This is a genomic window from Novosphingobium sp. SL115, from assembly GCF_026672515.1.
In the GTDB taxonomy this organism is placed as follows: domain Bacteria; phylum Pseudomonadota; class Alphaproteobacteria; order Sphingomonadales; family Sphingomonadaceae; genus Novosphingobium.
Genome location: NZ_JAPPRG010000002.1, coordinates 2,190,583 through 2,214,809 on the forward strand (window position 1 = coordinate 2,190,583; position 24,227 = coordinate 2,214,809).

Sequence of the window (24,227 nt, forward strand, 5' to 3'; positions counted from 1 at the left end):
AGTTGATGTGATGGACACGATAGAAATGGCTTCTGGAAAAATGATTTCTGACGGAAGTTACGGCAGTGAGCGAAACCTCGCGCGGCTTTTGAGCATCATGGCGCGGCTGCGTGATCCGGTGAGCGGTTGCGAATGGGATTGTGCGCAGACGTTTGCGACAATTGCGCCCTATACCGTCGAAGAAGCCTACGAAGTGGATGACGCGATCGCGCGCGGCGACATGGCGGCGCTGAAGGAAGAATTGGGCGATCTGCTGTTGCAGGTGGTGTTCCATGCGCGAATGGCCGAAGAGCTTGGACTGTTCGGGTTTGACGATATAGCCGCTGCAATTGCCGACAAGATGGAAGCGCGCCATCCGCATGTGTTCGGTGATGAGGTGGACGCCGGGCAATCGCGCGAAGACCGTTGGGAAAGCGCCAAGGCGGCGGAGCGTGCAGCCAAGGGTGCGGACAGCGCGATGGCCGGTGTGGCACTGGCCCTGCCGGCGCTTATGCGTGCGGAAAAGCTGCAGAAGCGCGCGACGCGCCAGGGTTTCGATTGGCCTGATGTGGGCGGTGCGGTTGCAAAGGTTATAGAAGAAATTCAGGAGCTTGCCGAGGCTTCTTCAGATGAGGAGCGCGTTGCAGAAGCGGGCGATTTGTTGTTTGCAGCGGTCAATGTGGTGCGCAAGAATGGTGTTGCGCCCGAAGATGCATTGCGGGCGGCCAACGCCAAGTTCGAGCGCCGCTTTCGTGGTATGGAGGCGCTGGCGCAAGGTAAGTTTGCCACGCTCAACCTCGATCAGCAGGAAGAGTTGTGGCAGGCTGTAAAGCGGCTAGAGACCCATCAATCAGAGACTGGTGAAGCGCCCTAGTTCGCGTGGGGTCAGGCGCACCTTTATGCGCATGGAAGGTTCACTTGCGTCACTATTAATCTGGTTTTCCTCCAGAATTTCACCATGAGCATGAAGCCATGCGAGCCGTTGTCCGTCTGACAGGGGCACGGTGAGTTCAAGCGTCTGCGCGCCACCGGTGAGCATGGTGCCCAGCTTGTCCAGCAGGGCATCAACTCCCTCACCTGTGATGGCTGATAGCGGCACGACTGGCGTTTCGGACACTTTGGCGGCGATCAGATCACGGCGGATGGCCTGATCTTCTTCGCTGAGTAGATCCCATTTGTTCCATGCCTCGACAATCGGGATGGATGTGCCCCCTTCCCCCATCACGCCAAGGTCGGCGAGGATTTCCTCAACCTCGATCTTTTGATCGGCAGTGGCGGGATTGGCGACATCGCGGACGTGGACGATGACGTCAGCGGCAGTGACTTCTTCGAGTGTGGCACGGAAGGCTGCGACAAGCTGCGTGGGCAGGTCGGAGATGAAGCCCACCGTATCGGACAAGATTGCCTTTTCCACGCCAGGCAAGCGGATCGCGCGCATGGTGGGATCGAGGGTGGCAAAGAGCAGGTCTTCGGCCATGACATCCGCCCCGGTAAGGCGGTTGAAAAGTGTGGATTTTCCCGCGTTGGTATAGCCGACCAGCGCGATGACTGGCCATGGCGCGCGCTGGCGGCGTTCGCGATGAAGCCCGCGTGTGCGGCGGACTTGTTCGAGTGCACGGCGCAGGCGGGCCATACGATTGCGGATCAGGCGGCGATCCGCCTCGATCTGGGTTTCACCGGGGCCGCCAAGGAAACCGAAGCCACCGCGCTGACGTTCAAGGTGGGTCCATGAGCGGACGAGGCGTCCGGCCTGATAATCAAGATGGGCGAGTTCGACCTGAAGGCGGCCCTCTGCCGTGGCGGCACGTTCGCCAAAGATTTCAAGGATCAGCCCGGTGCGGTCGATGACTTTGCGTTTCAGCCGGTCTTCCAGGTTGCGCTGCTGGATAGCTGACAGCGCGCCATCGACGATGACCAGTTCGGCATCGGACTGATTGCAGGCCACGCCGATGCGTTCCACTTGTCCTTCACCGAACAAGGTTGCGGGCCGGACTGCGCGGATGGGCAGGATGAAGGCGTCGACCACCTCGATCCCGATGGCGCGGGCAAGACCCTGCCCTTCTTCAAGGCGCGAATCAGCATCGACACCGAAGCCCCCTCCCCGCTGTTTGATGTCGGGGAGGATGACGACGGCGCGCGCGCCACGGGTGACTTCACCGGCAACTTCGCCGGTGTTGTTGCCAAATTCAAAAGTGCTCAGGAATCCTCGCCATCCCAGTCGCCGGTAAGATCAACATGGCCGGCAGGCTGAATTGTAGAAACGGCATGCTTGTAAGCGAGCTGGACGTAGCCTTCACGTTCAAGCAGCATGCAGAAAAGGTCATACGATGCGACCTTGCCCTGCAGCATGACACCATTGACCAGGAACATGGTGACCTGCACGCCCGAATCACGCACCGACGACAGGAATACTTCCTGCAAAAGACGAGCCTTCTTGCCGTTTTCCTCACCCCCAGTCTGGAAGTGAGCGACCGAAAGTTGCTGACCCGGCATGATGGTCGAGATCGCGTGCTTGTAAACCAGTTGTGACTGGCCATCGCGGCGCAGCAGGATCGAGAAATTGTCGAACCACGTGACAATGCCCTGAAGCTTGACGCCCTTCACAAGGAACATCGTTACAGGAATCTTGTTCTTTCGCAGATGGTTAAGGAACAGATCCTGAAGGTTCTGGCCCTTCCCGCCGGTTGGCCCGGTGACAGGAGCTACAGGGGGCGTTTCCGCCTCTGGCGCCGGTTCAGGCTTGGCCTTGGGGCGTGCGGAAAGCGTTCTGCCGGTCATTTACGTGACTCCATTTTATATTGGCTTGGCCCCTTAACGGGCCTTCGCGATCTGGCCTTCGCGGCAAATGCCAAAAGCATCTGCCATTCTGGCCGGGTTCGGTGTCTAGTTTATGTCTTGTGCAGCGCGGCGTAAACCTGCGAAATTGCACAATGTTCCGTTTTAATGCGTATTCACAAGCTCAATCTTCATCCTCATCGTCACGACGATCGACCATGCCAAGCAGCTTCAGCTTACGGTGCAAGGCCGAGCGTTCCATGCCAATGAAGCTGGCCGTTTTGGAAATATTGCCCGAAAACCGGCGGATCTGAACCTTGAGATATTCGCGTTCGAAGCTTTCACGGGCTTCGCGAAGCGGCACGCCCATGAGGGCCGAACCACCCGAATCACCTCCGATGTGGGTGCTGACGATTTCGGACGGCAGCATGTCCGAATCAATCCGGGCCAGACGATCACGCGGGGCGAGGATTACGGTGCGTTCAACCACATTGCGCAATTGGCGAACATTACCCGGCCAGTCATAGCTTTGCATCGCGGCCATTGCTTCTGGCGAAACGACGGGCGGAGATACGCCCTGTTCGTTGGCGTAGCGGGCGAAGAAATGATCGACCAGCGCAGGAATATCATCCCGCCGTTCGATCAGCGAGGGAATGGAAACGGGCACGACATTGAGGCGGTAATAGAGGTCTTCGCGGAAGCGACGTTCGGCGATTTCCTTTTCCAGCGCACGTGACGAGGACGAAACAACCCGCACATCGACGCGCAACTGGCGGTGCCCGCCAACACGAACAAAGGCCTGCTCGGTCAGAACGCGCAGAATGCGGGCCTGGCTTGAAGCGGGCATATCGGACACTTCATCAAGGAACAGGGTGCCGCCGTCGGCCATTTCCAGCAGGCCTGCGCGCACCAACTTGCCGTCGATTTCCTCACCGAACAGTTCCTGTTCGAAGCGTTCGGGCGTGATGCGAGCGGAATTGACGGTAATGAACGGGCTTTGCGCGCGCGGGCTCCACGAATGGAGCAGGCGCGCGGCAACTTCCTTGCCCGATCCGGCCGGGCCGGAGATCAGCAGGCGGCTGCCGGTGTTGGCCACCCGCTTCAACGTGGCGCGGACCTGATTGATGGCTGAGCTGTTACCGGTGAATTCCTCCGCCATCGAAAAGCCCTGACGGAGCTGGGCATTTTCGCGGCGCAGACGTTCGGTTTCCGTTGCGCGTTCGACCAGCAGGAGCAGGCGTTCGGCTTCAAACGGCTTTTCAAGGAAGTCCATCGCGCCACGGCTGATCGCGGAAACTGCCGTGTCGATATTGCCGTGGCCGGAGAAGATGATGACCGGCAGTTCGGGTTCACGCTTCTTGATTTCGTCCAACACTTCCAGCCCGTCCATGGGACTGCCGTGCAACCATACATCGAGCAGGACCAGGCTGGGCCGCCGCTCATCAATGGCGGCAAGCGCTGAGGTGCTGTCAGCCGCAAGACGACAGCCGTAGCCTTCGTCGCTGAGTACACCGGCGACCAATTCGCGGATGTCGCGTTCGTCATCGACGATGAGGATGTCGAGTGCCATGGTCTTGGTCCTGTCAGTCCTGTTCGGAAGCGTAAGGGGTGGAAGCTGAAGTGGCGAGAGGATCGCGGGCAAACCGCATGGTTACGCGGGTTCCGCCATCAGGTTCGGAAGTGAAGGCCATATCACCGCCATGCTCTTCGACAATCTTGTGAACGATGGCGAGGCCAAGGCCGGTGCCCTTTTCGCGCGTGGTCATATAGGGTTCGAGAATGCGTTCACGCTCTGCCGGCAAACCGATGCCGTTGTCTGCAACGCTGACCATCACCGTGTCGGTATCACCGGAAAGCGTTATGGCGATACGACCGCGATAATCCACATCAGAATTTTTTGATTTTGCATCAATAGCTTCAACAGCATTTTTTAGAACATTTGTCATGCATTGGCCGAACTGGTGGCGGTCACATTGCAGCGGCATGGAAGGCGCATCGCTGGCAAAGCTGAAATCGATGGCAGTGTGCGCCACTTCCTGAAGGAACAGCGACTGACGGACGAGATCGCTTGCGTCTTCGCCACGGAACACGGGTTTTGGCAGACGCGCGAATGAGGAGAATTCATCCACCATCTTGCGCAGTTCACCAACCTGCCGAATGATCGTACTGGTCAGTTCTTCGAACAGCTCAGGATCGTTTTCAATCTGGCGGCCATAACGTCGGCGCAAACGCTCGGTGGCAAGCTGGATTGGTGTCAGCGGATTCTTGATTTCGTGCGCGATACGGCGCGCGACGTCAGACCATGCGGCGCGGCGCTGATCGAGCAGCTGGCGGGTAATGTCTTCAAATGTGATGACATGGCCGTTGTTGTCTTCAACCACGCGCACCGCAAGCGTGCGCAAATCCCCCCCCAGCGGGTGCTGGATGACATTGCCGGGCTGTCCCGATGCGACAAGCTGGGCGAACACGGGCGACACATCGGCCAGACGCCGGCTAATGGGGGACGGCGCGCCTTCGGCCAGCAGGAAGCGCTGGGCAGAGGAATTGATGAGCTGGATTGCGCCGTCGCGCCCGATGGAGATGATGCCGGCGGTAATCGATTCCAGCACGGCTTCGATGAAGGCGCGGCGCACTTCAAGCTGGGCATTGGCAGAAACGAGCGCCTGCGTTTGCCCTTCCAGTTGCTGGGTCATGCGATTGAACGCGCGGGCGAGCATGCCGATTTCATCCGTGCCGCTGTTTTGCGCAACCCGCATGGCAAAGTTGCCACTGCCGATGGTGCGAGCGGCTGACACGAGTTCAGCCAGCGGGGCGACCTGCCGGTCAGCAAAGCGCAGCGCGGCCCAGACCGCCAGCCCGACCAGCGCAAGGCTGACGCCGAACAGCGCGAGGTTGAAGCGCAATTGCAGCGCTCGCGCCCGCGTAGTCAACATGTCATAGGCCTTGAGAACGGTCTGCGCGCGTTCCCACTGGCCCAGCGCCAGCATGTCGGAATTGCGGGCGGTGTAGAGATAGATTTCGCGCTTGCGATCAATCGGGGTGATTGCCTCGATCCGTTCGGCTGAAGCCTTGACGACTACGCCTTCGCCCTTTTCGATCCGGGTAACGTCCTGAATGGTTACCCGTTCGCGCGTGTCGTTCTTGTCCGGGTCGACAATCGCGGCGGTGCGCAAGGTGCCGTCGGGACCACGTTCGACAATGGCGGATTCGTTAAGTTGGCGGCTGAGAACCTGAAACGAATAACCTTCGGCAAATTCGATGGAGGCGATGTTAGCCTGATCGAGAAAGTCGCGAATATCGCCTGCCATGGCGACGGTCTGGTTCGACACATCGCGCAACTTGTCTTCGTAATAGCCGCGCGCAAGCTTGTTCGCATTTTCAAGCATGCCGCGAGAATTGTCGGAAAACCAGAATTCCACGCCGGACTGAAACAGGATCGAGGCGAAGACCACGACCAGCAGCGTGGGAATGGCCGCGATGAGCGAGAACAGCCACACCAGGCGGACATGAAGGCGGCCGCTGGAACCCAGCACGCTGCGCGAAGCACGACGTATGGCTAGGCGGCGTCCACCAAGGACCAGCAGCGTCATGGCAGGGACGAGCGTGCCAACCAGCAGGCTGGATGTAAGGCGTGACGGGAGTATCTGCCCTTCGCCCGAAGATGCAGTAAGCGTAAGCCAGCTTGTTGCGACCATCAACGCGAGCACAGCGGCGGCGGCAATTTCCAGCAGAAGGAACAGATTGGCCCGGCGCATGCTGACAAGAACCCGCCGCCACCATCGGGGCATTTTGCGAACTCTGGAGGTGCCTTGCTGATCCATCGTTGCGCGGTTACAACACCCCTGTTGCAAGAATGCAAGGGGTAAAGAGCGGGCAAAACAGCCAAGAGTCAGCCGATTGCGCTGTCAACGCCCCTCAATCTTTGGAAGTGTAATCTTCGGCGGAAATGCCAAGGTCACTCAAGCGTTTGCGCAAGGTGTTGCGGTTGATTCCGAGAATCTGGGCAGCGCGTAGCTGGTTGCCACTGGTCTGACCCAGAACGTTGAGAAACAATGGGCGTTCAAAAGCGGCAAGCGCCATGTCGTACACTTGCCCCTGCATTGGTTCATGCACGGCCAACCAATGCTCTACCGCGTCAGACAGATCGGCAGGATTGCGCGATGGAGTATCGTCCATCCGCATTGGTTGCGCGCCATCGGCTTGTGCCAGCAGCGGTTCAACCGCAGCCACGTCAACCATTTCATCACGAGCCAGCAGCGCCAGACGATAGATGAAATTGCGCAATTCGCGCACATTGCCGCGCCATGGCTGGCGCGAAAGCAGGCTGGCGGCGGCCGGTGTCAACTGGCGGCGCGGCAGGCCTTCAGACACGGCATTTGCCAGAAAATGGCGTGACAGCGCCTCGATGTCGTCGGCCCTTTCGCGCAAGGGTGGCAGTTCGATGGGCACCACAGCCAGGCGGTAATAGAGGTCTTCGCGGAACGTGCCTGCCGCGATCATCGGCAGGAGATCGCGATTTGTGGCCGCGACGATGCGGCAATCGAGCGTGATCTCTTCACGCCCGCCAACGCGGCGGATGCGACCCGATTGTAGCGCCCTTAGCAGTCGGGTCTGTGCCTGCATCGGCATGTCGCCGATTTCATCAAGGAAAAGAGTGCCGCCGCTGGCCTGTTCGAACTTGCCCATGGTGCGGGCAACCGCACCTGTAAACGCGCCCTTTTCATGGCCGAACAGTTCGCTTTCGATCAGTTCTGCGGGGATTGCGGCAGTGTTGACCGCAATGAACGGGCCTGCGCGACGATTGCCCAACTGGTGGATCGCTTCGGCTACCAATTCCTTGCCAGTGCCAGATTCACCCAGAATCAGTACCGTCAGATCGTTGCGCAAGACGCGCGTAATCATGCGATAGACGGCCTGCATCGCCGCGCTGCGTCCGACCAGCGGCAACCCCTGCGGCACGTCCTGCGGGGCATCGATGCTGGCCGCTTCAGCGCTGCCGATGGCCTGCGTGACGGTGCGAACCAGTTCTTCAAGATCGAACGGTTTGGGGAAGTATTCGAACGCGCCGGTATCGCTGGCACGCACGGCTGTATCGAGCGTGTTCTGCGCCGACAGGATGATGATCGGCAAATGCGGTTGGGCTTCCCGCACGCGGTTCAGCGTTTCGATACCGTCACCGTCGGTCAGCATCACGTCTGTCAGGAGGATATGATAGTCCGCGCGCGACAGGAAACGGTCGCGCCCGGCAACGGAATCACAGCGATCCACGTCATAGCCTTCGGCTTCGAGCGCGGCGGTGATGACGATGGCGATCGAGGAGTCATCCTCGACCAGCAGGACACGCTTGGTCATTTGGGCACCGATCCTGCAACGGGCAGATGGATACGGAAATGGGTCCATCCGCCAAGCTCGTCACGATCGTGGGTGATGCGGCCATTCATCTCGCGCACCAATTTCTGCACCAGGGCAAGGCCAAGCCCCTGCCCGCTTTTCTTGCCGGTGACGAAAGGTTCGAAAATGTGGTCGCGCAGCGCCGGATCGATGCCGGGACCATTATCGGACACGCGCAGTTCGATGGGCAGGCGCAGTGGCTTTCCGCCCGGCCCGGCGTGAAGCTGGATACCGCTGGCAAAGCGGGTGCGGACCGCGATGCGTGGCAGCGGCGCCCCTTGACAGGCTTCGCGCGCATTGCTGAGCAGATTGAGCAGCACCTGCACCAGCGAATCCGGGTTGGCCATGATTGGCGGCAGCGATGGATCGAATTCTTCTTCGATTGCAAAAGTGCCGGGCGTGGCCGCCGCCAGCACGGCCTGAGCGCGACGGGCGGCCTCGTGCAGATTGCAATCCTGCGAAGGTTCGGCGCTGCGGCGAGAAAGCGACTGCATCTGATCGATCAGCTTGGCAATGCGATCCACCTCGGCAGTGATAAGGCCGGTCAGCGCGCGGTCACGTTCATTCAGCTTACGGCCAAGCAATTGCGCCGCGCCGCGAATGCCCGCTAGCGGGTTCTTGATTTCATGGGCAAGCACTTCGGGCGCGCGCAAGGCCACGCCCTCACCGCCACCGCCACCGCTGCCATCGCCTGACAGCGCTTCGACGCCCACGCCTTCGTGCAGCATCAGCAATTGCCAACCGGGGCAATGGGTGACCGCGCTGGTCATGATGTCAAAGCGGCGCGGAGCCTGCCCTCTGATATGCACACGTACCCCGCGCGCAAACAGATGCGCTTCACCTTCAGCCAGACGGCCAAGAATCAGCGGTTCGTCAAAATCGAACAGTTCGGCAATGGATTTGCCGATGATCCGGCGTGCGCCCTGCCCCAGAAGCTGTTCGGCGGCAGGGTTGACCGCGGCCACGACAAGATCGGGATCAAGCTGCAGCAGGGCCAGCGGCAGGCTGGCCACGACGCGCTTGGGATCGGGCTTGCCCGTGTCTTGCCGCCGCCATTCGGGAAGCGCGATCATGCCGCCTCTTGTTGGCCTGCCACGGCTTCTGCTGTGGCAAGCTGGTGTTCGATGGCGCGGCCGTAGAAATCAGTAAGGCTGGCGAGAACCGCCTTGGGATCATCAATGAAGTTGACCTTGTTGCGAAAATCGGCCGAGCCGTGCAGGCCCTTGGTGTACCAGCCCAGATGCTTGCGCGCCATATTCACGCCGGTCACCTCGCCATAATGGTCCTGCATGGCGTGGTAGTGTTCGATAATGATCGCATATTGTTCGGCCAGCGTCGGGTCTGCCAGACGCTGGCCGGTGTCGAGCCAATGCATGACTTGCCCCAGCAGCCAGGGACGCCCGTAGGAACCGCGCCCGATCATTACGCCGTCGGCACCACTTTGTTCAACTGCACTGGCCACGTCTTCAATGGTGCAGATGTCGCCATTGACGATCACCGGGATCGATACTGCCTGCTTGACACTGCGCACAAAGGCCCAGTCGGCGGTGCCTTTATACAACTGGTTCCGGGTGCGGCCGTGGACGGTAATCATTTTTGCGCCCAGATCTTCGGCAATGCGCGCAAGCTCGGGCGCGTTCAGGCTGTCATGGCACCAGCCCATCCGCATCTTGACGGTGACTGGCACGTTCACCGCCTTGACCGTCGCTTCGATCAATCGCGTGGCGAGCGGAATGTCACGCATCAGCGCGGATCCAGCATCGCCATTGACGACCTTGCGCACCGGACAGCCCATGTTGATGTCGATAATGGCCGCGCCCTTGTCTTCCGACAGCTTTGCAGCTTCAGCCATCTGATCCGGTTCGCACCCGACAAGCTGCATCGACACCGGTTCTTCGGTGGCATGCCATGCCGCTTTCTGGATCGACTGTCGGGTTTCGCGGATCGCGGCAGGGCTGGCGATCATTTCGGTCACGTTCAGACCCGAACCGAAGCGGCGGACGATGGTGCGGAACGGCAGGTCCGACACCCCCGTCATCGGCGCGAGCACGACCGGACAATCGACCGCGACGGTGCCGACCTGAATGGGTTTTAGCTGCGGCGGGACGGGAACTTGGGACATAATCGTATGACTGCCTAAAAAACAGGCAGCGCTTAATCGATTCCGGACAAAACGGCAAGACGGTTGCTCCCAGCAGGCAAGCGCTGGTAGAGGCGCGCGGAATGGATAGTGCCCCTCCCCCGATGAATGGCGCCGTAGCGGCGGTGGTGGTTGCCGCCGGCAAAGGTTTGCGGACTGGTGGCGATGTGCCCAAGCAGTTCGTGCTGTGGCGGGGCAAACCCTTGATGCGCCATTGCGTTGAAGCGCTAGCCGATGCTGGTGTTACGCCTATCGCGGTGGCAGTTCCCGAAGGATGGGATGATGTGGCGGCGCGCGCGCTGAACGGCATTGCCGGTGTCCGCTTTGTCCATGGCGGCGTGACTCGGCAGGAATCCGTGCGCAAAGCGCTGGAAACGCTGGAGGATGCGGCACCTGCCAAAGTTCTGATCCACGATGCAGCCCGGCCTGTGCTGGCGCGACAGGTGATTGACGGGCTGCTGGCTGCGCTTGAAAAACACATGGCGGCTATCCCGGTTCTGCCAGTGGTGGACAGCATGGTGCGCGGCGATGGCGGAGTGATGGCGGGAACAGTTGCACGCGAAGAGTTGTATCGTGTGCAGACACCGCAGGCATTTGATTACAAGGCCATCCTGGCAGCGCATCGCGGCTGGCAAGGCGAACCGAATGCCGGTGACGATGCACAAGTGGCGGTCGCGGCGGGTCACAAGGTGGCGCTGACCCACGGTGACGAGGCATTGCGCAAGGTGACCTTTGCTGCCGATCTTGAGGAACACGACATGGACGGATTTCCGCGCACAGGAATGGGATTTGACGTTCACCGGCTTGTCGAAGGCGAGGAGCTTTGGCTGTGCGGGGTGCAGATTCCCCATGGCAAAGGTCTGTCAGGCCATTCGGATGCGGACGTGCCGATTCACGCGCTGGTCGATGCTCTGCTGGGAGCGATTGCGGCGGGTGATATCGGCGATCATTTCCCGCCTTCTGATCCGCAGTGGAAAGGTGCATCTTCCGATCGGTTTCTGGCCCACGCGGCCGAGCTTGTGCACGAGGCGGGCTATCGCATCTGCAACGTGGATGTGACAATCATCTGCGAAGCGCCGAAGATCGGGCCGCATAAGCTGGCGATGCGTGAAGCACTGGCCCGGATTCTGAAGGTTGACTTGAGCGCCGTATCGGTGAAGGCGACGACCACCGAACGCCTTGGCACGACTGGCCGGGGCGAAGGCATAGCGGCGCAAGCCGTGGCGACTGTGATACCGGGCTGAGGCCCGCTGGAGTTTCTGGATATGAAGCTTTCCCGCACACTTTTTACGCTGGGCGCAGGTCTGGCGCTGGCGCAAGGACAAGCGGCAGTTGCCGCTGAATGCCTGAGCGAAACCGAAGTGAACGGATTGGTCGGCTATGCCCTGCCTTCGGTAATCGACGGTGCAATGAAGGCCTGCAAGCCCCACCTTTCAACCAGCGGCTATTTCGCCACGCGCGGCGGGGAATTCCTTAACCGTTATGCCGCACGCAAGAACGCAAACTGGCCGGTAGCCAAGGGCGCGTTCCTCAAGCTTGGCGGGACCAAAGACCCCAAGATGACCGAAACAATCAAGTCGTTGCCCGACACGGCATTGCAGCCGTTTGTCGAAGGCATGGTCAGCGAAATGGTTGGCGGCGAAATCAAGGCGACGCAGTGTACGACAATTGAGCGGGGTGTGCGGATTCTGGCTCCCCTGCCGCCTGAAAATACCGCAGAACTGATCGCTTTCGTCGTGGTGCTCGCCGATAAGCCGAAGAACGGCAAACCTTCGGCGATGCCGATCTGCAAGGCGGCGAACTGATTTTATGGACAGCCTGCTCCCCCCCGAAATCGGTGCGCTTGCGCGCCGGGTGATCGAAGAGAACGTGGCGATTGGCCGCAAGGTTGCGGTTGCCGAAAGCTGTACTGGGGGCCTTGTTGCCGCCGCGCTGACAGAAGTGCCGGGCAGTTCGGCCGTGCTTGATCGGGGTTTTGTCACTTATTCCAACGAAGCGAAAATCCAGCTTCTGGGAGTTTCGGAAGACCTGATCGATACGTTTGGCGCGGTCTCCATTGCAGTGGCGTGGTCAATGGCGCAGGGAGCGCTCAAGAAATCGGGCGCGGACGTGGCTGTGGCGATTACCGGGGTTGCCGGGCCTGACGGTGGATCGGACCAGAAGCCTGTGGGTACGGTCGTCTTCGCCTGCGCCAAAGTGGGCGAAGATCCCGAAGCGACCAATGCGGAGCTGAAGCTGTTTGACGGGGCCAAGACCCGCGCCGAAGTGCGGTATCAGGCGACTCTGGTGGCGCTGGAACTGTTGCTGCCGTAGAGTTGATCGGCCCGCTTTTCGAACGCGGCGACCATTTTTCGGAATGCCGCGTCGAGATATTGCCCAGCCAGCTTTTCAAAAATGGCGCTGCGGAAGGTGAAATCGACGCAGAAATCGATGGTGCAACCGCCGTCTGGCAGGGCAGTGAACGTCCAGTCGTTTTCAAGACGCTTCAGCGGACCTTCGATATATTCGACTTTGATCGTGCGCGGACGGTCCTTGACCACGCGGGAGGTGAATTTTTCACGCAGTGCGCTGAATCCTACCAGCATATCGGCGATCATAACCGTATCGCTATCGGACTTGACCCGCGTGGCCACGACCCATGGCAGAAATTCGCCATAGTGGCGCACATCAGCCACCAGATCGAACATCTGTTCCGCCGACCAAGGCAGAACGCGGGTTTCCGTAATACGCGGCAAGATCAGACCTTTGTGCCGGCCTTGTCAGCCGCCTTGGCAAGTTGCGCATCGCGCGTGGCGCGCATCTGCCGGAAATCATCACCAGCGTGATAGCTGGAGCGCGTTAGGGGGCTTGCTGCCACCTGCAAAAAGCCCTTGGCCCGCGCGATGGCACCATAGGCGCCGAATGCCTTGGGTGTGACGAATTCCATCACCTTGGCGTGTTTTGGTGTGGGTTGGAGATATTGGCCCATGGTCAGGAAGTCGATCTGCGCCGAACGCATATCATCCATCACCTGGTGCACTTCAAGCCGCTCTTCGCCCAGCCCCAGCATCACGCCAGACTTGGTGAAGATGCGCGGATCATGGCGCTTGACCTGTTCCAGCAGCCGCAGCGAGGCATAATAGCGCGCACCGGGACGGATCGTAGGATACAGGCGAGGTACGGTTTCAAGGTTGTGATTGTAAACGTCCGGTCCAGCTTCGACGATAGACGCAACTGCGGCTTCCATCTTGTTGCGGAAATCGGGCGTCAGAATTTCGATCGTGGTGTGGGGCGTGAGTTCACGCAAGGCCTTGATGACCTTGACGAAATGGTTTGCGCCACCATCGGGCAGATCATCGCGGTCGACCGAGGTGATGACGATGTGTTCCAGCCCCATTTTGGCTGCGGCGGTGGCCACATTCATCGGTTCGAGCGGATCAACCGCGCGGGGCATACCGGTCTTCACATTGCAGAAAGCGCAGGCGCGGGTGCAGACATCGCCCAGAATCATCACCGTGGCGTGCTTCTTGGTCCAGCATTCGCCGATATTCGGGCAGGCCGCTTCTTCGCACACGGTATTGAGGCCCAGTTCGCGCATCAGTGCGCGCGTTTCACCATAACCCTTGCTGGTCGGGGCTTTGACGCGGATCCAATCAGGCTTGCGTTGGCGTGCCTGTTCGGGGCGTTCAGGGCGGGAAGTCGGTGCCGGTTCGCTCATGCCGCCCAGATAGGCGCAAGTTCCGGCACTTGAAAGAGGCAATCGGAGGCTCCATTAGCAAGCCATGACGATCCCCGCATCAGACACCAGCAGCTCGCCAGAAATGGACCAGCTTATCGACGGCTACCGCCGCTTCCGCGCAACTGGATGGCATCCCAAGCTGGACCAGTGGAGTCAGCTTAGCCAGCGACAGGAGCCGCGTGTGATGGTGGTGGCCTGTTCGGATAGCCGGGTTGATCCGGCACAGATTTTCGATGTCGATCCGGGCGAAATCTTTGTCGTGCGCAATGTGGCGGCCATGGTGCCACCATTTGAAACGACCCCCGGCCATCATGGCGTTTCAGCGGCGCTGGAATTTGCGGTGCAGGTGCTGAAGGTCAAGGAAATCGTGGTGATGGGCCATGGCATGTGCGGTGGCTGTAAGGCAGCGCTGACGCAGGATCTGAAAGGTATGCAGCCGGGCGAAGGCGGCTTCATCGCCGACTGGATATCGCTGCTGGACGATGCGCGGGAAGAGGTAGTCCACAAGCATGGCACCAGCGGCCATGAAGCCGAACGGGCGATGGAATTTGCCGGCGTTCGCGCCAGTCTTGCCAATTTGCGCACCTTTCCCTGCATTCAGCGCAAGGAAGCGCGCGGCGATCTGAAGCTGCGCGGCGCGTTCTTCGCCATTTCCGACGGGCTGCTGCATGTGCTGGATGAAGCGTGCGGCGAGTTCGGCGTGGTTGCCTGACAGGGTTGGGCTATCGACAAACGAAAAGGGCGGCCTTTGCGGGCTGCCCTTTCCTTATGTAGCAATCAGGCTTCAGCCTGAAATATCAGGGCTGGCCCTGTGTGGTGGCGAAAGCCGCCCACAGACGGGCAAGCGGGGCACGAACGCCGGTGACCTGCGCAAAGCTTGCCTTAGCATCGGCAAACTTGTCCAGATCAACCTGAGCGATGCCCAGGCGAGTCAGCGCACGATCCTTGTCGATTCCACCCTTTTCGATGGCCATCTTGTACATTTCCTCGGCCTTGGCCGGTTCGTCGTACGAAAGATAAGCGTCGGCCATGGCCAGCGCGCTCTTGCCGTCCTTGCCAGCGCGGGCATCACGGTCAAGCGCGGGCAGTGATGCCTTGTCAGCCGCGATACGGCCCTTGGACTGGGTCATCGCGTCGGTCACGAAAGCGTCGTTTGCCTTCAGGACACCAGCCTTCACGCCCATGTCTGCAACCTTCAGCACTTCGCCGGGAAGGCGACGCGGATCGGCTGCTTCGATGTATTCAACATATTCGCGTTCGACATACTTGGGATCGTTCTGCAGGCCGCCGGAACGCAGCAGCAGGCGACCCAGATCAAGCGATTCCTGGTTGGTGAACTGGCCAAATTCGCGCACGAGCTGCCCGGCGCCCAGCCAGTTGATCGGCGTGGGGTTGCTTTCCACCATCAGGGTCGACCATTCGATCGCCTGCGGACCCATCTTGTTCTTGTAAGCGATAAGGTTGGCGCGCTTGAACCAGCCTTCGGGCACGGCAGCGCCTGCTGCCTTGCGTGCTTCGACCGCCATCTTCAGCGCATCGAGTGCCTGCGCGTTCTGGCCCTGCTGCGAATAAGAATCTGCAAGCAGCTCAGCCGCCGTTTCGTCCTTATAGTTGGCCTGAACCACAGGAGTCAGCGCCGCGACAGCCGTCGGAAAATCCTTGTTCGAATAGGCGAAGTTGCCCAGATAGAACTGATAGTCGGTGACGTTGGCCGCAGGGACCATGCCGCTGTCGAGCATGTTCTTCATGCCGCGCTGCCGCATACCCATGTCATTCAGCGGACCACCGGCGTTGACCGCGAACTGGCCCGCGGCAAACCGGTCCATCTCGGTCTTGATCGCGGCTTCGGCAGCAGCGATTTCAGCCGGAGCGGTGGCGAGAATGGCCTTCTGTTCTTCAGCTGAAGCGCCCTTTTTCTTGGCTTCTTCCAGCGCGTTTACCGTTTTCTGGATCGGTGCAGCAGCCGCCACGAATTCCTTGGAATAGCTGGCCTTAGGAGCCTTCTGTTCCTTTTCCTTGGCAACAGCGGCGGTTGTGCCGACCGTCAGCGCGCCCGTGGCAAGCACGAGTGCCATCGCCGTCTTGCCGATCAACCCGAAAGAACCACGCATAAAAATCGTCTCCTGTTCGACCGGATGCGTGAAAGCTGGCGACCGCCTTTGCCCCAAGCGCACCCTGGTGTCCTTTCACCTCTGGTCCGCACCGCTACTGACGCGGAAATCAGACCTTGGCAACTGCCGTGGCCTATCCTTTTCGCCGTGAATGGCGATTGAATGACGCCTCGTCCGAATATTCAGGCAACTGGTCGCAAGTGTGGAAAACCGCACCCGAATCCGGGCGATCTGGCCGGTGTTGCTGGCCTTTGACAGAGGATTGGCCTAGGGCCTGTCCCATTCCTGAAACGTAAACTGAAAAGCTGCCCCCGTGAGCGACGACACCACGATCATCGACCCCCCAGTCCCCGCCCCGGAAGGCGAATTTCAGCGGATCGACATCGTCGATGAAATGAAAACCAGCTATCTCGATTACGCGATGAGCGTGATCGTCAGCCGCGCGCTGCCCGATGTGCGCGACGGTTTGAAGCCGGTTCATCGCCGTATTTTGTGGACCTGCCAGGAAAACGGTTTCGTTTCGACCAAGGCCTATCGCAAATCGGCGCGTATCGTCGGTGACGCGATGGGTAAGTACCATCCGCACGGCGATGCTGCGATCTATGACGCGCTGGCACGCATGACGCAGGACTGGTCGATGCGGCTGCCGCTGATCGACGGTCAGGGCAACTTCGGTTCGATGGACCCCGATCCACCGGCTTCGATGCGTTATACAGAAGCGCGTCTGGCCAAAGTGGCTGATGCGCTGCTGGGCGATATCGAAAAGGACACGGTGGATTTCACGCCGAACTATGACGGTTCGGAGCATGAGCCACAGGTTCTGCCTGCGCGCTTCCCCAACCTGCTGGTCAACGGTGCTGGCGGCATCGCGGTGGGCATGGCAACCAACATTCCGCCGCACAATCTGGGCGAAGTGATCGACGGTTGCCTTGCCTATATGGACAACCCGCTGATCTCGATCGACGAACTGATCCAGATCATTCCGGGACCGGATTTCCCAACCTCGCCGCTGATCCTTGGCACGGCGGGCGCGCGTAAGGCCTATCACGAAGGCCGCGGCTCGATCATCATGCGGGCGCGCCACCAGATTGAGGAAAGCCGGGGCGATCGCCGCTCGATCGTGCTGACCAGCATCCCCTATCAGGTGGGCAAGTCCGGCTTGGTGGAAAAGATTGCCGAAGCCGCAAAGGACAAGCGGATCGAAGGCATTTCCGACATCCGCGACGAATCCAACCGCGAAGGCGTGCGCGTCGTGGTCGATCTCAAGCGTGATGCCACGCCTGAGGTTGTGCTCAACCAGATCTGGCGCAACACACCCGCGCAATCGAGCTTCCCGGCAAATATGCTGGCCATCCGTGGCGGCCGCCCGGAAGTGCTCAACCTTAAAGACATCATCGAGGCGTTCGTCCGCTTCCGCGAGGAAGTGATTACCCGCCGTACCAAGTTCGAACTGAACAAGGCACGCGACCGGGCGCATATCCTGCTTGGTCTGGTCATCGCGGTGACCAATCTTGATGAAGTTGTGCGGATCATTCGTGGATCGTCGAACCCGACAATCGCGCGTGAGGCGCTAATTTCGCGCGAATGGCCGATGGGTGAAATTGCCCCTTATATCAAACTGGTCGAAGCGATCGAGGATATCGATGTTGCTGCGGCTTCCAGCTATCGCCTGTCCGAAACGCAAGTCCGCGCAATCCTCGATCTGCGCCTGCACCGCCTGACCGCCCTGGGCCGCGATGAAATTGGCGGAGAGTTGGAAGGGCTGGCCACCGCGATTGCTGAATACCTTTCGATTCTGGCCGACCGTGTGAAGCTGTATGGCGTCATGCGACAGGAACTGGTCGAAGTGCGCGCCGCCTTTGCCACCCCGCGCAAATCCGAAATTACCGCGCCTGCCGACGGCATTGAGGATGAAGACCTGATCGAGCGTGAGGACATGGTCGTCACGATCACGCTGGACGGCTATATCAAGCGCACTCCGCTTTCCACGTTCCGGGCGCAAAACCGTGGCGGCAAGGGCCGCAGCGGCATGGCCACCAAGGACGAGGATGCTGTAGGGACGATGTTCGTCACCAGCACGCATACCCCGGTGCTGTTCTTCTCCACCGCCGGCAAAGTCTATCGCCTGAAGGTATGGCGACTGCCCGAAGGCGGGCCGACCACGCGGGGCCGCCCGGTGGTGAACCTGCTGCCCGCGCTGGACAAGGACGAAACCATCGCCACAGTGCTGCCGCTGCCTGAAGACGAGGCGGAATGGGGCAAGCTGTCCGTGGTGTTCGCTACAGCGAAGGGCAACGTGCGCCGCAATTCGATGGATGCCTTTGCCAACATCCCGACCAACGGCAAATTCGCCATGAAGTTCGATGCCGCCGAGGATGGGACGCCCAGCGAAGACCGCCTGATCGGCGTTGCCTTGCTTGAGGCGAGCGACGACGTGCTGCTGGCCACCCGCGCGGGCAAGGCCATCCGCTTTGCCGGTGATGAAGTGCGCGAATTCACTAGCCGCACCTCTACCGGTGTGCGCGGCATGACATTGAAGGGCGACGACGAGGTGATCTCGCTGTCCATCCTGCACCGCGTTGGCGCCAACCCTGAAGAGCGCGAGGAATACCTGCGCTACGCTCCGTGGAAAGGCGAGAAGGAAGGCGAGATGGCCGATCAGGCGCGCTATGCCTTCATGGCCGAACGTGAACAGTTCATCCTCACGGTCTGCGCCAACGGTTATGGCAAGATGTCGTCGGCCTATGAATATCGCCGCACCGGTCGCGGTGGTCAGGGAATCACCAATATCGATAATATTGGCCGCAACGGGCCTGTGGTGGCCAGCTTCCCCGCTACGCAGGCCGATCAGCTTATGCTGGTGACCGATCAGGCCAAGTTGATCCGTCTACCGCTGAATTCGCTGCGCGTGATCGGGCGCGGATCTGCCGGTGTGCGCCTGTTCAACGTATCGGGCGATGAACATGTGGTCAGCGCGGTGCGTCTTGCTGAGGAAGAAGCCAGCGAGGAAGCCGAAGTTGAAGCGGACGTCGAAGACGTGACCGGCGAGGAAACCGACGGCGCAGGCGAATGACCGCCACGCCGCAAGTCGCCTATAAAGTGCTGACTGCGCCACAGATGGCGCAGTTTGAAACCGATGGCGTGTTTACAGGTGCACCGGTCGATCTGGCGGATGGCTACATCCACCTGTCAACCGCCGCGCAAGTGACCGAAACGGTGAACAAGCATTTTTCCGGGCAGGACGACCTTCATGTTGTGGCGGTCGATCTCACGGTTTTGGGCGAGGCTGTTAAGTGGGAGCCTTCACGCGGTGGGCAGTTATTTCCGCATATTTACGGCGCCCTGCCGCTGAACGCTGTGCTGACGTATGGCCTACTTGTTCGCAATGCCGATAGCACGGTGAAGCTGCCAGTTACCGGTTAGCCCGCCGAAAACTCACCCTTTTTCCGAAGGGTGCCGATGACCCCGGTGCAAATCAGAAATTGTCCGAAGTAGTAAAGCGGCCATATCAGCAGGCTGGCCAATGCGCTGTGCGCCAGTGGTCCCATACGCGCAAAAATCAGTAGGTCTGACGTAACGAACATCATCGCGCCCACCCCAACGCGATAGCGCGGAAAGCTGCTGAGCCATGCCGCCGCAGCCATGCCGCCAAGGCCAAGTGCATAAAGCGCGACTTCGGCTGCACCGGTCAATTGCCATGAAATCAGCGGGACGGCGAGCAGCGTGGTGACGGCTGCGGCCTTCTGGCTGCTGGTGGGATTAAGCCGGCGATGGCGCAGATACAGGGTAATCGCGGCAAGATGGCCCAGCACAAACGCAATGGCACCGCCGGTAAAATTCACTTCCAGCACCATATCGCCGAGCGCGCCCAATGCCATGACCAGCGCGATCAGGTGGGCATTGCGCGACGGATGATGCGCCCAAGCATAGGCTGCCAGGAAGGCAACACTTGCCCCCTTCCACGCGATCAACCACAGCCCCGGAACCTGCCCCTTTGCGGCCAGCCAATAACTGACACCGGCAGCAAGGCTGGCCACCAGCCATGGGCGTTTTTCGATCAGCGCGCGTTTCGGCACAAGTCCCCTTCCCCGACGTTCCCGCACGGTCTTGCAGCAGCGGCGCGGCAATGCCAAGGGCAAGGGCATGACACATCAGGTTCACATCATCGGCGGCGGCATGGCCGGAAGCGAGGCAGCATGGCAGCTTGCCCGGCGCGGCATTCGTGTGCGGCTGTCGGAAATGCGCGGCGGCGGTGACAGCACGGCAGCGCACAATGGCGATGGGCTGGCCGAACTGGTCTGCTCCAATTCCTTTCGGTCGGACGATCACGAAAAGAACGCCGTGGGCCTGCTCCACCACGAAATGCGCGGGTGCGACAGCCTGCTGATGGCGGCAGCGGAAAAGGCACGGGTCCCGGCAGGATCGGCGCTGGCAGTGGATCGCGACGTGTTTTCCGCACTGGTCGAAGAAGCGCTGCTAGCGCAGCCAACGCTCGAAATCGTGCGCGAGCGGGTGGATGTGCTGCCATCGGCTGGATTGACCATCGTGGCCACCGGCCCGCTGACCGCCCCCGCCCTTGCCAACAGCATCGGCACGGCGACAGGGGCGGATTCGCTGGCGTTTTTCGATGCCATCGCCCCCATCGTCTATCGCGAGAGCATCGACATGGACGTGGCGTGGATGGCGTCGCGCTGGGACAAAGGGGCGGAAGCATCGTTGGCACTGGGCGGTGACGGACGCGATTACATCAACTGCCCGATGACCAAGGACCAATACTTTGCCTTCCGCGAGGAATTGCTGGCAGGCGAAAAGACGGAGTTCAAGGAATGGGAGGCGAACACCCCCTATTTCGATGGCTGTATGCCGGTCGAAGTCATGGCGTCGCGCGGCGTGGAAACGCTGCGCTTCGGACCGATGAAGCCGGTTGGGCTGGACAATCCGCACTGGGCAACGCCCGAACATCCCAATGGCCGCTGGCCCTACGCCGTGGTCCAGTTGCGGCAGGACAACAAGCTCGGCACCCTGTGGAACATGGTCGGCTTTCAGACCAAGCTGAAACATGCCGAACAGGTGCGCGTGTTCCGCACTATTCCGGGGCTGGAGAACGCAGAGTTCGCGCGGCTTGGCGGGCTGCACCGCAACACTTTCCTCAATTCACCCACCCTGCTTGATCGGCAATTACGGTTGAAAAGCGCGCCGCACATCCGCTTTGCCGGACAGATCACCGGCTGCGAAGGCTATGTCGAAAGTGCCTCGGTGGGTATGTTGGCAGGGCTGATGACGGCGGCACAGATTACGGGGCGCGAATGGTCACCGCCGCCGCGCACAACTGCGCTGGGCGCGCTGCTGTCGCACATCACCGGCGATGCTGAGGCTGACAGCTATCAGCCGATGAACGTGAACTTCGGCCTGTTTCCTCCCGTCGATGAATCGGTGAAGAAAAAGGCCCGCAAAGAAGCCTATACCTCGCGGGGCAAAGCCGACATGGCGGAATGGGTCAAAACCCTGCCCTGACACGCTATTTGCACGAACATTTGGGTTTGGGTTTCGGCTTGTCCTTGGGGCGCGTGGTGGCAAACTCCTCGCGCGTCAGGAACAGGTCCGCGTTGTTGTCTGCGCTTTTGAAGCGGTCAACCGTGGTCACTGCCCATTCTTCGAACGTCAGCAGGTTGTTGCCGTCCTTGTCCAGCTTGCGGAAAGCACTGGCGCGGGGGCTGAGCATTTCGGTGCGGCTGATGCGGCTGTCGCGGTCCTTGTCCAAGCCGTTGAAACGGCGGGCTTCGCGGCCTACCGCATTCGCTTCGGGCGGGGCGACACCGGTCAGGCCATCGGCGTCGGCGCTGGGCAGGCCTTCCGGCTCCGCCTCAGGCGCGGATTCGACAGGTAGCGCGGGCGCTTCACCGCCAAATGCGGTTTCTGCCCTGCCCTGCCACCAGAATGCGCCTGCAGCCACCAGCAGCAATGCGGCTAGACCACCCAGCAAACCCCGAACCATCGATGCCATCCCGATAAGGAAAATCCCCTATCGTATTGCGCAAAAACGCAACTTTCGCAGTCAAAGATAGTTCGGGATTGGCGCCATCTCAGCGTCCAAGAAGACCAACCCACATGACCCGGGCAATGTCTGCAAACGGTGTGGGTTTTCCGCCACGCGCATCACGCAAAGCCATGGCGCGCAGCACCGCCAGCGGACGCATCGCCCGTGGCAAGGCAGGAGCGGGTTTGGCGGATGCCGGATCGGCCAGCCCTTGTGCAGCACGGCGAATCGCTTCGGTATCTCCAACTCCCACCAGATGACCCAGCGCGACGAAAGCTTCGGTGCGGGCGCGGGCAAGTTCTGCGCCGCCGTCTTCCCCCACGATTTTTGCTTCCCAGCCATTCACCAGTGCGGTCAACGCGGCGGTTTGGCCATCCCACGCGGCCAGCCGTGCCAGCAGTGGTTCGCCTTTCGGCCGCTGCCCGGCAGGTTCGGCCAGACGATCGCGCCACCAGGCAAGGCGAAACTGGATCATGATCGGATCGCGGCCGGGACGCGCCGCATCGGCAAGCCGTTGCTCCAGCAGGAGCAGCGCTTCCCATACTGGCCGAACCCGCTTGGGCGCGTAGGCCAGCGCAATGCGCTGCGGTGGATCGAGCATGTCTGCGCTGATGCTGAGCTTGTCCTGCATGTGTCCCCTTATCGTCTGATGCAGAAACGGAAAAGGGCACCCGGTTGCCCGAATGCCCTTTTGCCTGATGTCGAAACCGACTGTCTTAGCGGTAGCAAACCTTGCGCACGGCGGCGGCAATACGGCCCGCATCGATCAGTGCAGCCTTTTCCAGATTGGCCGCATAAGGCAGCGGCACGTCTTCGTTGCACACACGCAGGACCGGGGCATCGAGATTGTCGAAGCCTTCTTCCATGCAGATCGCCATGATTTCGGACGCGATCGAGCAGACCGGGAAGCCTTCTTCGGCCACCACAAGGCGGTTGGTCTTGGCCAGCGAGGCTAGGACGGTGTCCTTGTCGAGCGGGCGCAGGGTACGAAGATCGATGACTTCGGCATCGATGCCTTCATCGGCCAGCGTTGCGGCTGCTTCCAGCGCAAGGCCGACACCGATAGAATAGGACACGATGGTCACGTCCTTGCCGGGCCGCACGATGCGCGCCTTGCCGATTGGCAGGACGAAATCATCCATTTGCGGCACGTCGAAAGTGCGGCCATAGACCAGTTCGTTTTCAAGGAAGACGACCGGGTCTTCGCTGCGGATCGCCGCCTTCATCAGGCCCTTGGCATCTGCGCTGTCATAAGGCGCGATGACCACAAGGCCGGGTACGTTGGCATACCAAGGGCCATAGTTCTGCGAATGCTGCGCGCCCACGCGGCTTGCCGCGCCGTTCGGGCCACGAAACACGATCGGGCAGCGCATCTGGCCACCAGACATGTAATTGGTCTTGGCGGCAGAGTTGATGATGTGGTCAATCGCCTGCATGGCGAAGTTGAACGTCATGAACTCGATCACCGGACGCAGGCCACCCATGGCCGCGCCCGCGCCGATGCCAGCAAAGCCATATTCAGTGATTGGGGTGTCGATGACGCGCTGCGGGCCGAATTCGGCGAGCAGGCCCTGCGTCACCTTGTAAGCGCCCTGATATTCGGCCACTTCTTCGCCCATCACGAAGATGCGGTCATCGGCGCGCATTTCTTCGGCCATCGCATCGCGCAGAGCTTCGCGGACCGTGGTGGGCACCATGGCGGTGCCGGCAGGCAGTTCAGGATCAGCCGCAGGCGTGGCAACAACCGGCGCAGCAGCCTTTGCCGGAGTGGCTTCTGCCACCGGCGCGGGGGCCGGTGCAACTGCGGCAACAGGCGCTGGAGCAGCGTCTTCGCCTTCACCCTGAATCGTGGCGATCACAGTGCCGACCTTCACGCCTTCAGTACCTTCGGTCACGAGGATTTCGGCAATCACGCCTTCATCCACGGCTTCAAATTCCATCGTCGCCTTGTCGGTTTCAATTTCGGCCAGAATGTCGCCAGACTTCACTTCGTCACCGGCCTTGACCAGCCACTTGGCCAGCGTGCCCTCTTCCATCGTCGGGGAGAGCGCGGGCATCTTCAGTTCGATTGCCATC

22 protein-coding genes are annotated in these 24,227 nt (G+C 60.5%); 8 read left to right on the forward strand and 14 right to left on the reverse strand.

Annotated elements, in window-relative coordinates:
- Positions 1-40: 40 nt before the first annotated feature.
- A complete protein-coding gene (gene mazG, locus OVA07_RS12080) occupies positions 41-853 on the forward strand; it encodes a nucleoside triphosphate pyrophosphohydrolase (RefSeq protein WP_268171669.1) in 813 nt (270 codons plus the stop codon).
- Here mazG and hflX read toward each other — a convergent pair.
- From hflX to dusB, 7 genes are all read right to left on the reverse strand, one after another.
- A complete protein-coding gene (hflX, locus tag OVA07_RS12085) occupies positions 830-2,179 on the reverse strand; it encodes a GTPase HflX (protein WP_268172700.1) in 1,350 nt (449 codons plus the stop codon). The two genes, mazG and hflX, sit on opposite strands and share 24 nt — an antisense overlap.
- Positions 2,176-2,757, reverse strand: coding sequence for an RNA chaperone Hfq (hfq, locus tag OVA07_RS12090; RefSeq protein ID WP_268171670.1), 582 nt, complete (start codon positions 2,755-2,757; stop codon positions 2,176-2,178). Before hfq ends, hflX begins: the two co-directional genes overlap by 4 nt.
- A gap of 181 nt (positions 2,758-2,938) precedes the next feature.
- Positions 2,939-4,324, reverse strand: a complete 1,386-nt coding sequence (ntrX, locus tag OVA07_RS12095; RefSeq protein WP_268171671.1) for a nitrogen assimilation response regulator NtrX — start codon at positions 4,322-4,324, stop codon at positions 2,939-2,941.
- A 13-nt stretch (positions 4,325-4,337) separates the two neighbouring features.
- Complete coding sequence (locus tag OVA07_RS12100) at positions 4,338-6,509, reverse strand: sensor histidine kinase (RefSeq protein WP_442789649.1); 2,172 nt, start codon at positions 6,507-6,509, stop codon at positions 4,338-4,340.
- Positions 6,510-6,669: 160 nt separating this feature from the next.
- A complete protein-coding gene (locus OVA07_RS12105) occupies positions 6,670-8,106 on the reverse strand; it encodes a sigma-54-dependent transcriptional regulator (protein ID WP_268171674.1) in 1,437 nt (478 codons plus the stop codon).
- On the reverse strand, positions 8,103-9,218 hold the full coding sequence (locus OVA07_RS12110) for a two-component system sensor histidine kinase NtrB (protein ID WP_268171675.1): 1,116 nt from the start codon (positions 9,216-9,218) through the stop codon (positions 8,103-8,105). Before OVA07_RS12110 ends, OVA07_RS12105 begins: the two co-directional genes overlap by 4 nt.
- Complete coding sequence (dusB, locus tag OVA07_RS12115; RefSeq protein ID WP_268171676.1) at positions 9,215-10,267, reverse strand: tRNA dihydrouridine synthase DusB; 1,053 nt, start codon at positions 10,265-10,267, stop codon at positions 9,215-9,217. The genes OVA07_RS12110 and dusB overlap by 4 nt, the downstream gene beginning before the upstream one ends.
- Before the next feature lie 101 nt (positions 10,268-10,368).
- Between dusB and OVA07_RS12120 the strand changes: the two genes are divergently transcribed.
- From OVA07_RS12120 to OVA07_RS12130, 3 genes are read left to right on the forward strand one after another with little or no spacing between them, the layout of a single operon-like run.
- On the forward strand, positions 10,369-11,529 hold the full coding sequence (locus OVA07_RS12120) for a bifunctional 2-C-methyl-D-erythritol 4-phosphate cytidylyltransferase/2-C-methyl-D-erythritol 2,4-cyclodiphosphate synthase (protein WP_268171677.1): 1,161 nt from the start codon (positions 10,369-10,371) through the stop codon (positions 11,527-11,529).
- A gap of 21 nt (positions 11,530-11,550) precedes the next feature.
- Positions 11,551-12,090 carry a hypothetical protein gene (locus OVA07_RS12125; RefSeq protein ID WP_268171678.1) on the forward strand — a complete coding sequence of 180 codons (540 nt, stop codon included), beginning with the start codon at positions 11,551-11,553 and terminating at the stop codon, positions 12,088-12,090.
- Positions 12,091-12,094: 4 nt separating this feature from the next.
- On the forward strand, positions 12,095-12,598 hold the full coding sequence (locus OVA07_RS12130; protein WP_268171679.1) for a CinA family protein: 504 nt from the start codon (positions 12,095-12,097) through the stop codon (positions 12,596-12,598).
- On the opposite strand, the gene OVA07_RS12135 is transcribed toward OVA07_RS12130, so the two are convergent.
- Positions 12,559-13,020, reverse strand: a complete 462-nt coding sequence (locus OVA07_RS12135; RefSeq protein WP_268171681.1) for a type II toxin-antitoxin system RatA family toxin — start codon at positions 13,018-13,020, stop codon at positions 12,559-12,561. The genes OVA07_RS12130 and OVA07_RS12135 overlap by 40 nt on opposite strands.
- Before the next feature lie 2 nt (positions 13,021-13,022).
- Complete coding sequence (gene lipA / locus OVA07_RS12140) at positions 13,023-13,982, reverse strand: lipoyl synthase (protein WP_268172701.1); 960 nt, start codon at positions 13,980-13,982, stop codon at positions 13,023-13,025.
- A gap of 64 nt (positions 13,983-14,046) precedes the next feature.
- Here lipA and OVA07_RS12145 point away from each other — a divergent pair, with 64 nt between their 5' ends.
- Positions 14,047-14,715, forward strand: a complete 669-nt coding sequence (locus OVA07_RS12145; protein WP_268171682.1) for a carbonic anhydrase — start codon at positions 14,047-14,049, stop codon at positions 14,713-14,715.
- An 85-nt stretch (positions 14,716-14,800) separates the two neighbouring features.
- Here the strand turns inward: OVA07_RS12145 and OVA07_RS12150 are convergent, their stop codons facing one another.
- On the reverse strand, positions 14,801-16,114 hold the full coding sequence (locus tag OVA07_RS12150; protein WP_268171683.1) for a tetratricopeptide repeat protein: 1,314 nt from the start codon (positions 16,112-16,114) through the stop codon (positions 14,801-14,803).
- Between the two features lie 313 nt (positions 16,115-16,427).
- On the opposite strand from OVA07_RS12150, the gene gyrA reads away from it, so the two are divergent.
- Together gyrA and OVA07_RS12160 are read left to right on the forward strand one after the other, a co-directional pair.
- On the forward strand, positions 16,428-19,187 hold the full coding sequence (gene gyrA / locus OVA07_RS12155; protein ID WP_268171684.1) for a DNA gyrase subunit A: 2,760 nt from the start codon (positions 16,428-16,430) through the stop codon (positions 19,185-19,187).
- A complete protein-coding gene (locus tag OVA07_RS12160) occupies positions 19,184-19,537 on the forward strand; it encodes a DUF952 domain-containing protein (protein ID WP_268171685.1) in 354 nt (117 codons plus the stop codon). Before gyrA ends, OVA07_RS12160 begins: the two co-directional genes overlap by 4 nt.
- On the opposite strand, the gene OVA07_RS12165 is transcribed toward OVA07_RS12160, so the two are convergent.
- Entirely contained in the window at positions 19,534-20,190 is a 657-nt protein-coding gene (locus OVA07_RS12165) for a lysoplasmalogenase (protein ID WP_268171686.1), read from the reverse strand. The genes OVA07_RS12160 and OVA07_RS12165 overlap by 4 nt on opposite strands.
- 67 nt (positions 20,191-20,257) lie before the next feature.
- Between OVA07_RS12165 and trmFO the strand changes: the two genes are divergently transcribed.
- Complete coding sequence (gene trmFO, locus OVA07_RS12170; RefSeq protein WP_268171687.1) at positions 20,258-21,628, forward strand: methylenetetrahydrofolate--tRNA-(uracil(54)-C(5))-methyltransferase (FADH(2)-oxidizing) TrmFO; 1,371 nt, start codon at positions 20,258-20,260, stop codon at positions 21,626-21,628.
- A gap of 4 nt (positions 21,629-21,632) precedes the next feature.
- Here trmFO and OVA07_RS12175 read toward each other — a convergent pair whose 3' ends face one another.
- From OVA07_RS12175 to OVA07_RS12185, 3 genes are all read right to left on the reverse strand, one after another.
- The gene (locus OVA07_RS12175; RefSeq protein WP_268171688.1) at positions 21,633-22,109 is read right to left on the reverse strand and encodes an EF-hand domain-containing protein; all 477 of its coding nucleotides are present in this window, start codon (positions 22,107-22,109) and stop codon (positions 21,633-21,635) included.
- Positions 22,110-22,197: 88 nt separating this feature from the next.
- Positions 22,198-22,782 (reverse strand): hypothetical protein, encoded by a 585-nt coding sequence (locus OVA07_RS12180; RefSeq protein WP_268171689.1) that lies wholly within the window; start codon positions 22,780-22,782, stop codon positions 22,198-22,200.
- Between the two features lie 85 nt (positions 22,783-22,867).
- Positions 22,868-24,226, reverse strand: coding sequence for a pyruvate dehydrogenase complex E1 component subunit beta (locus OVA07_RS12185; protein ID WP_268171690.1), 1,359 nt, complete (start codon positions 24,224-24,226; stop codon positions 22,868-22,870).
- Position 24,227 lies beyond the last annotated feature (1 nt).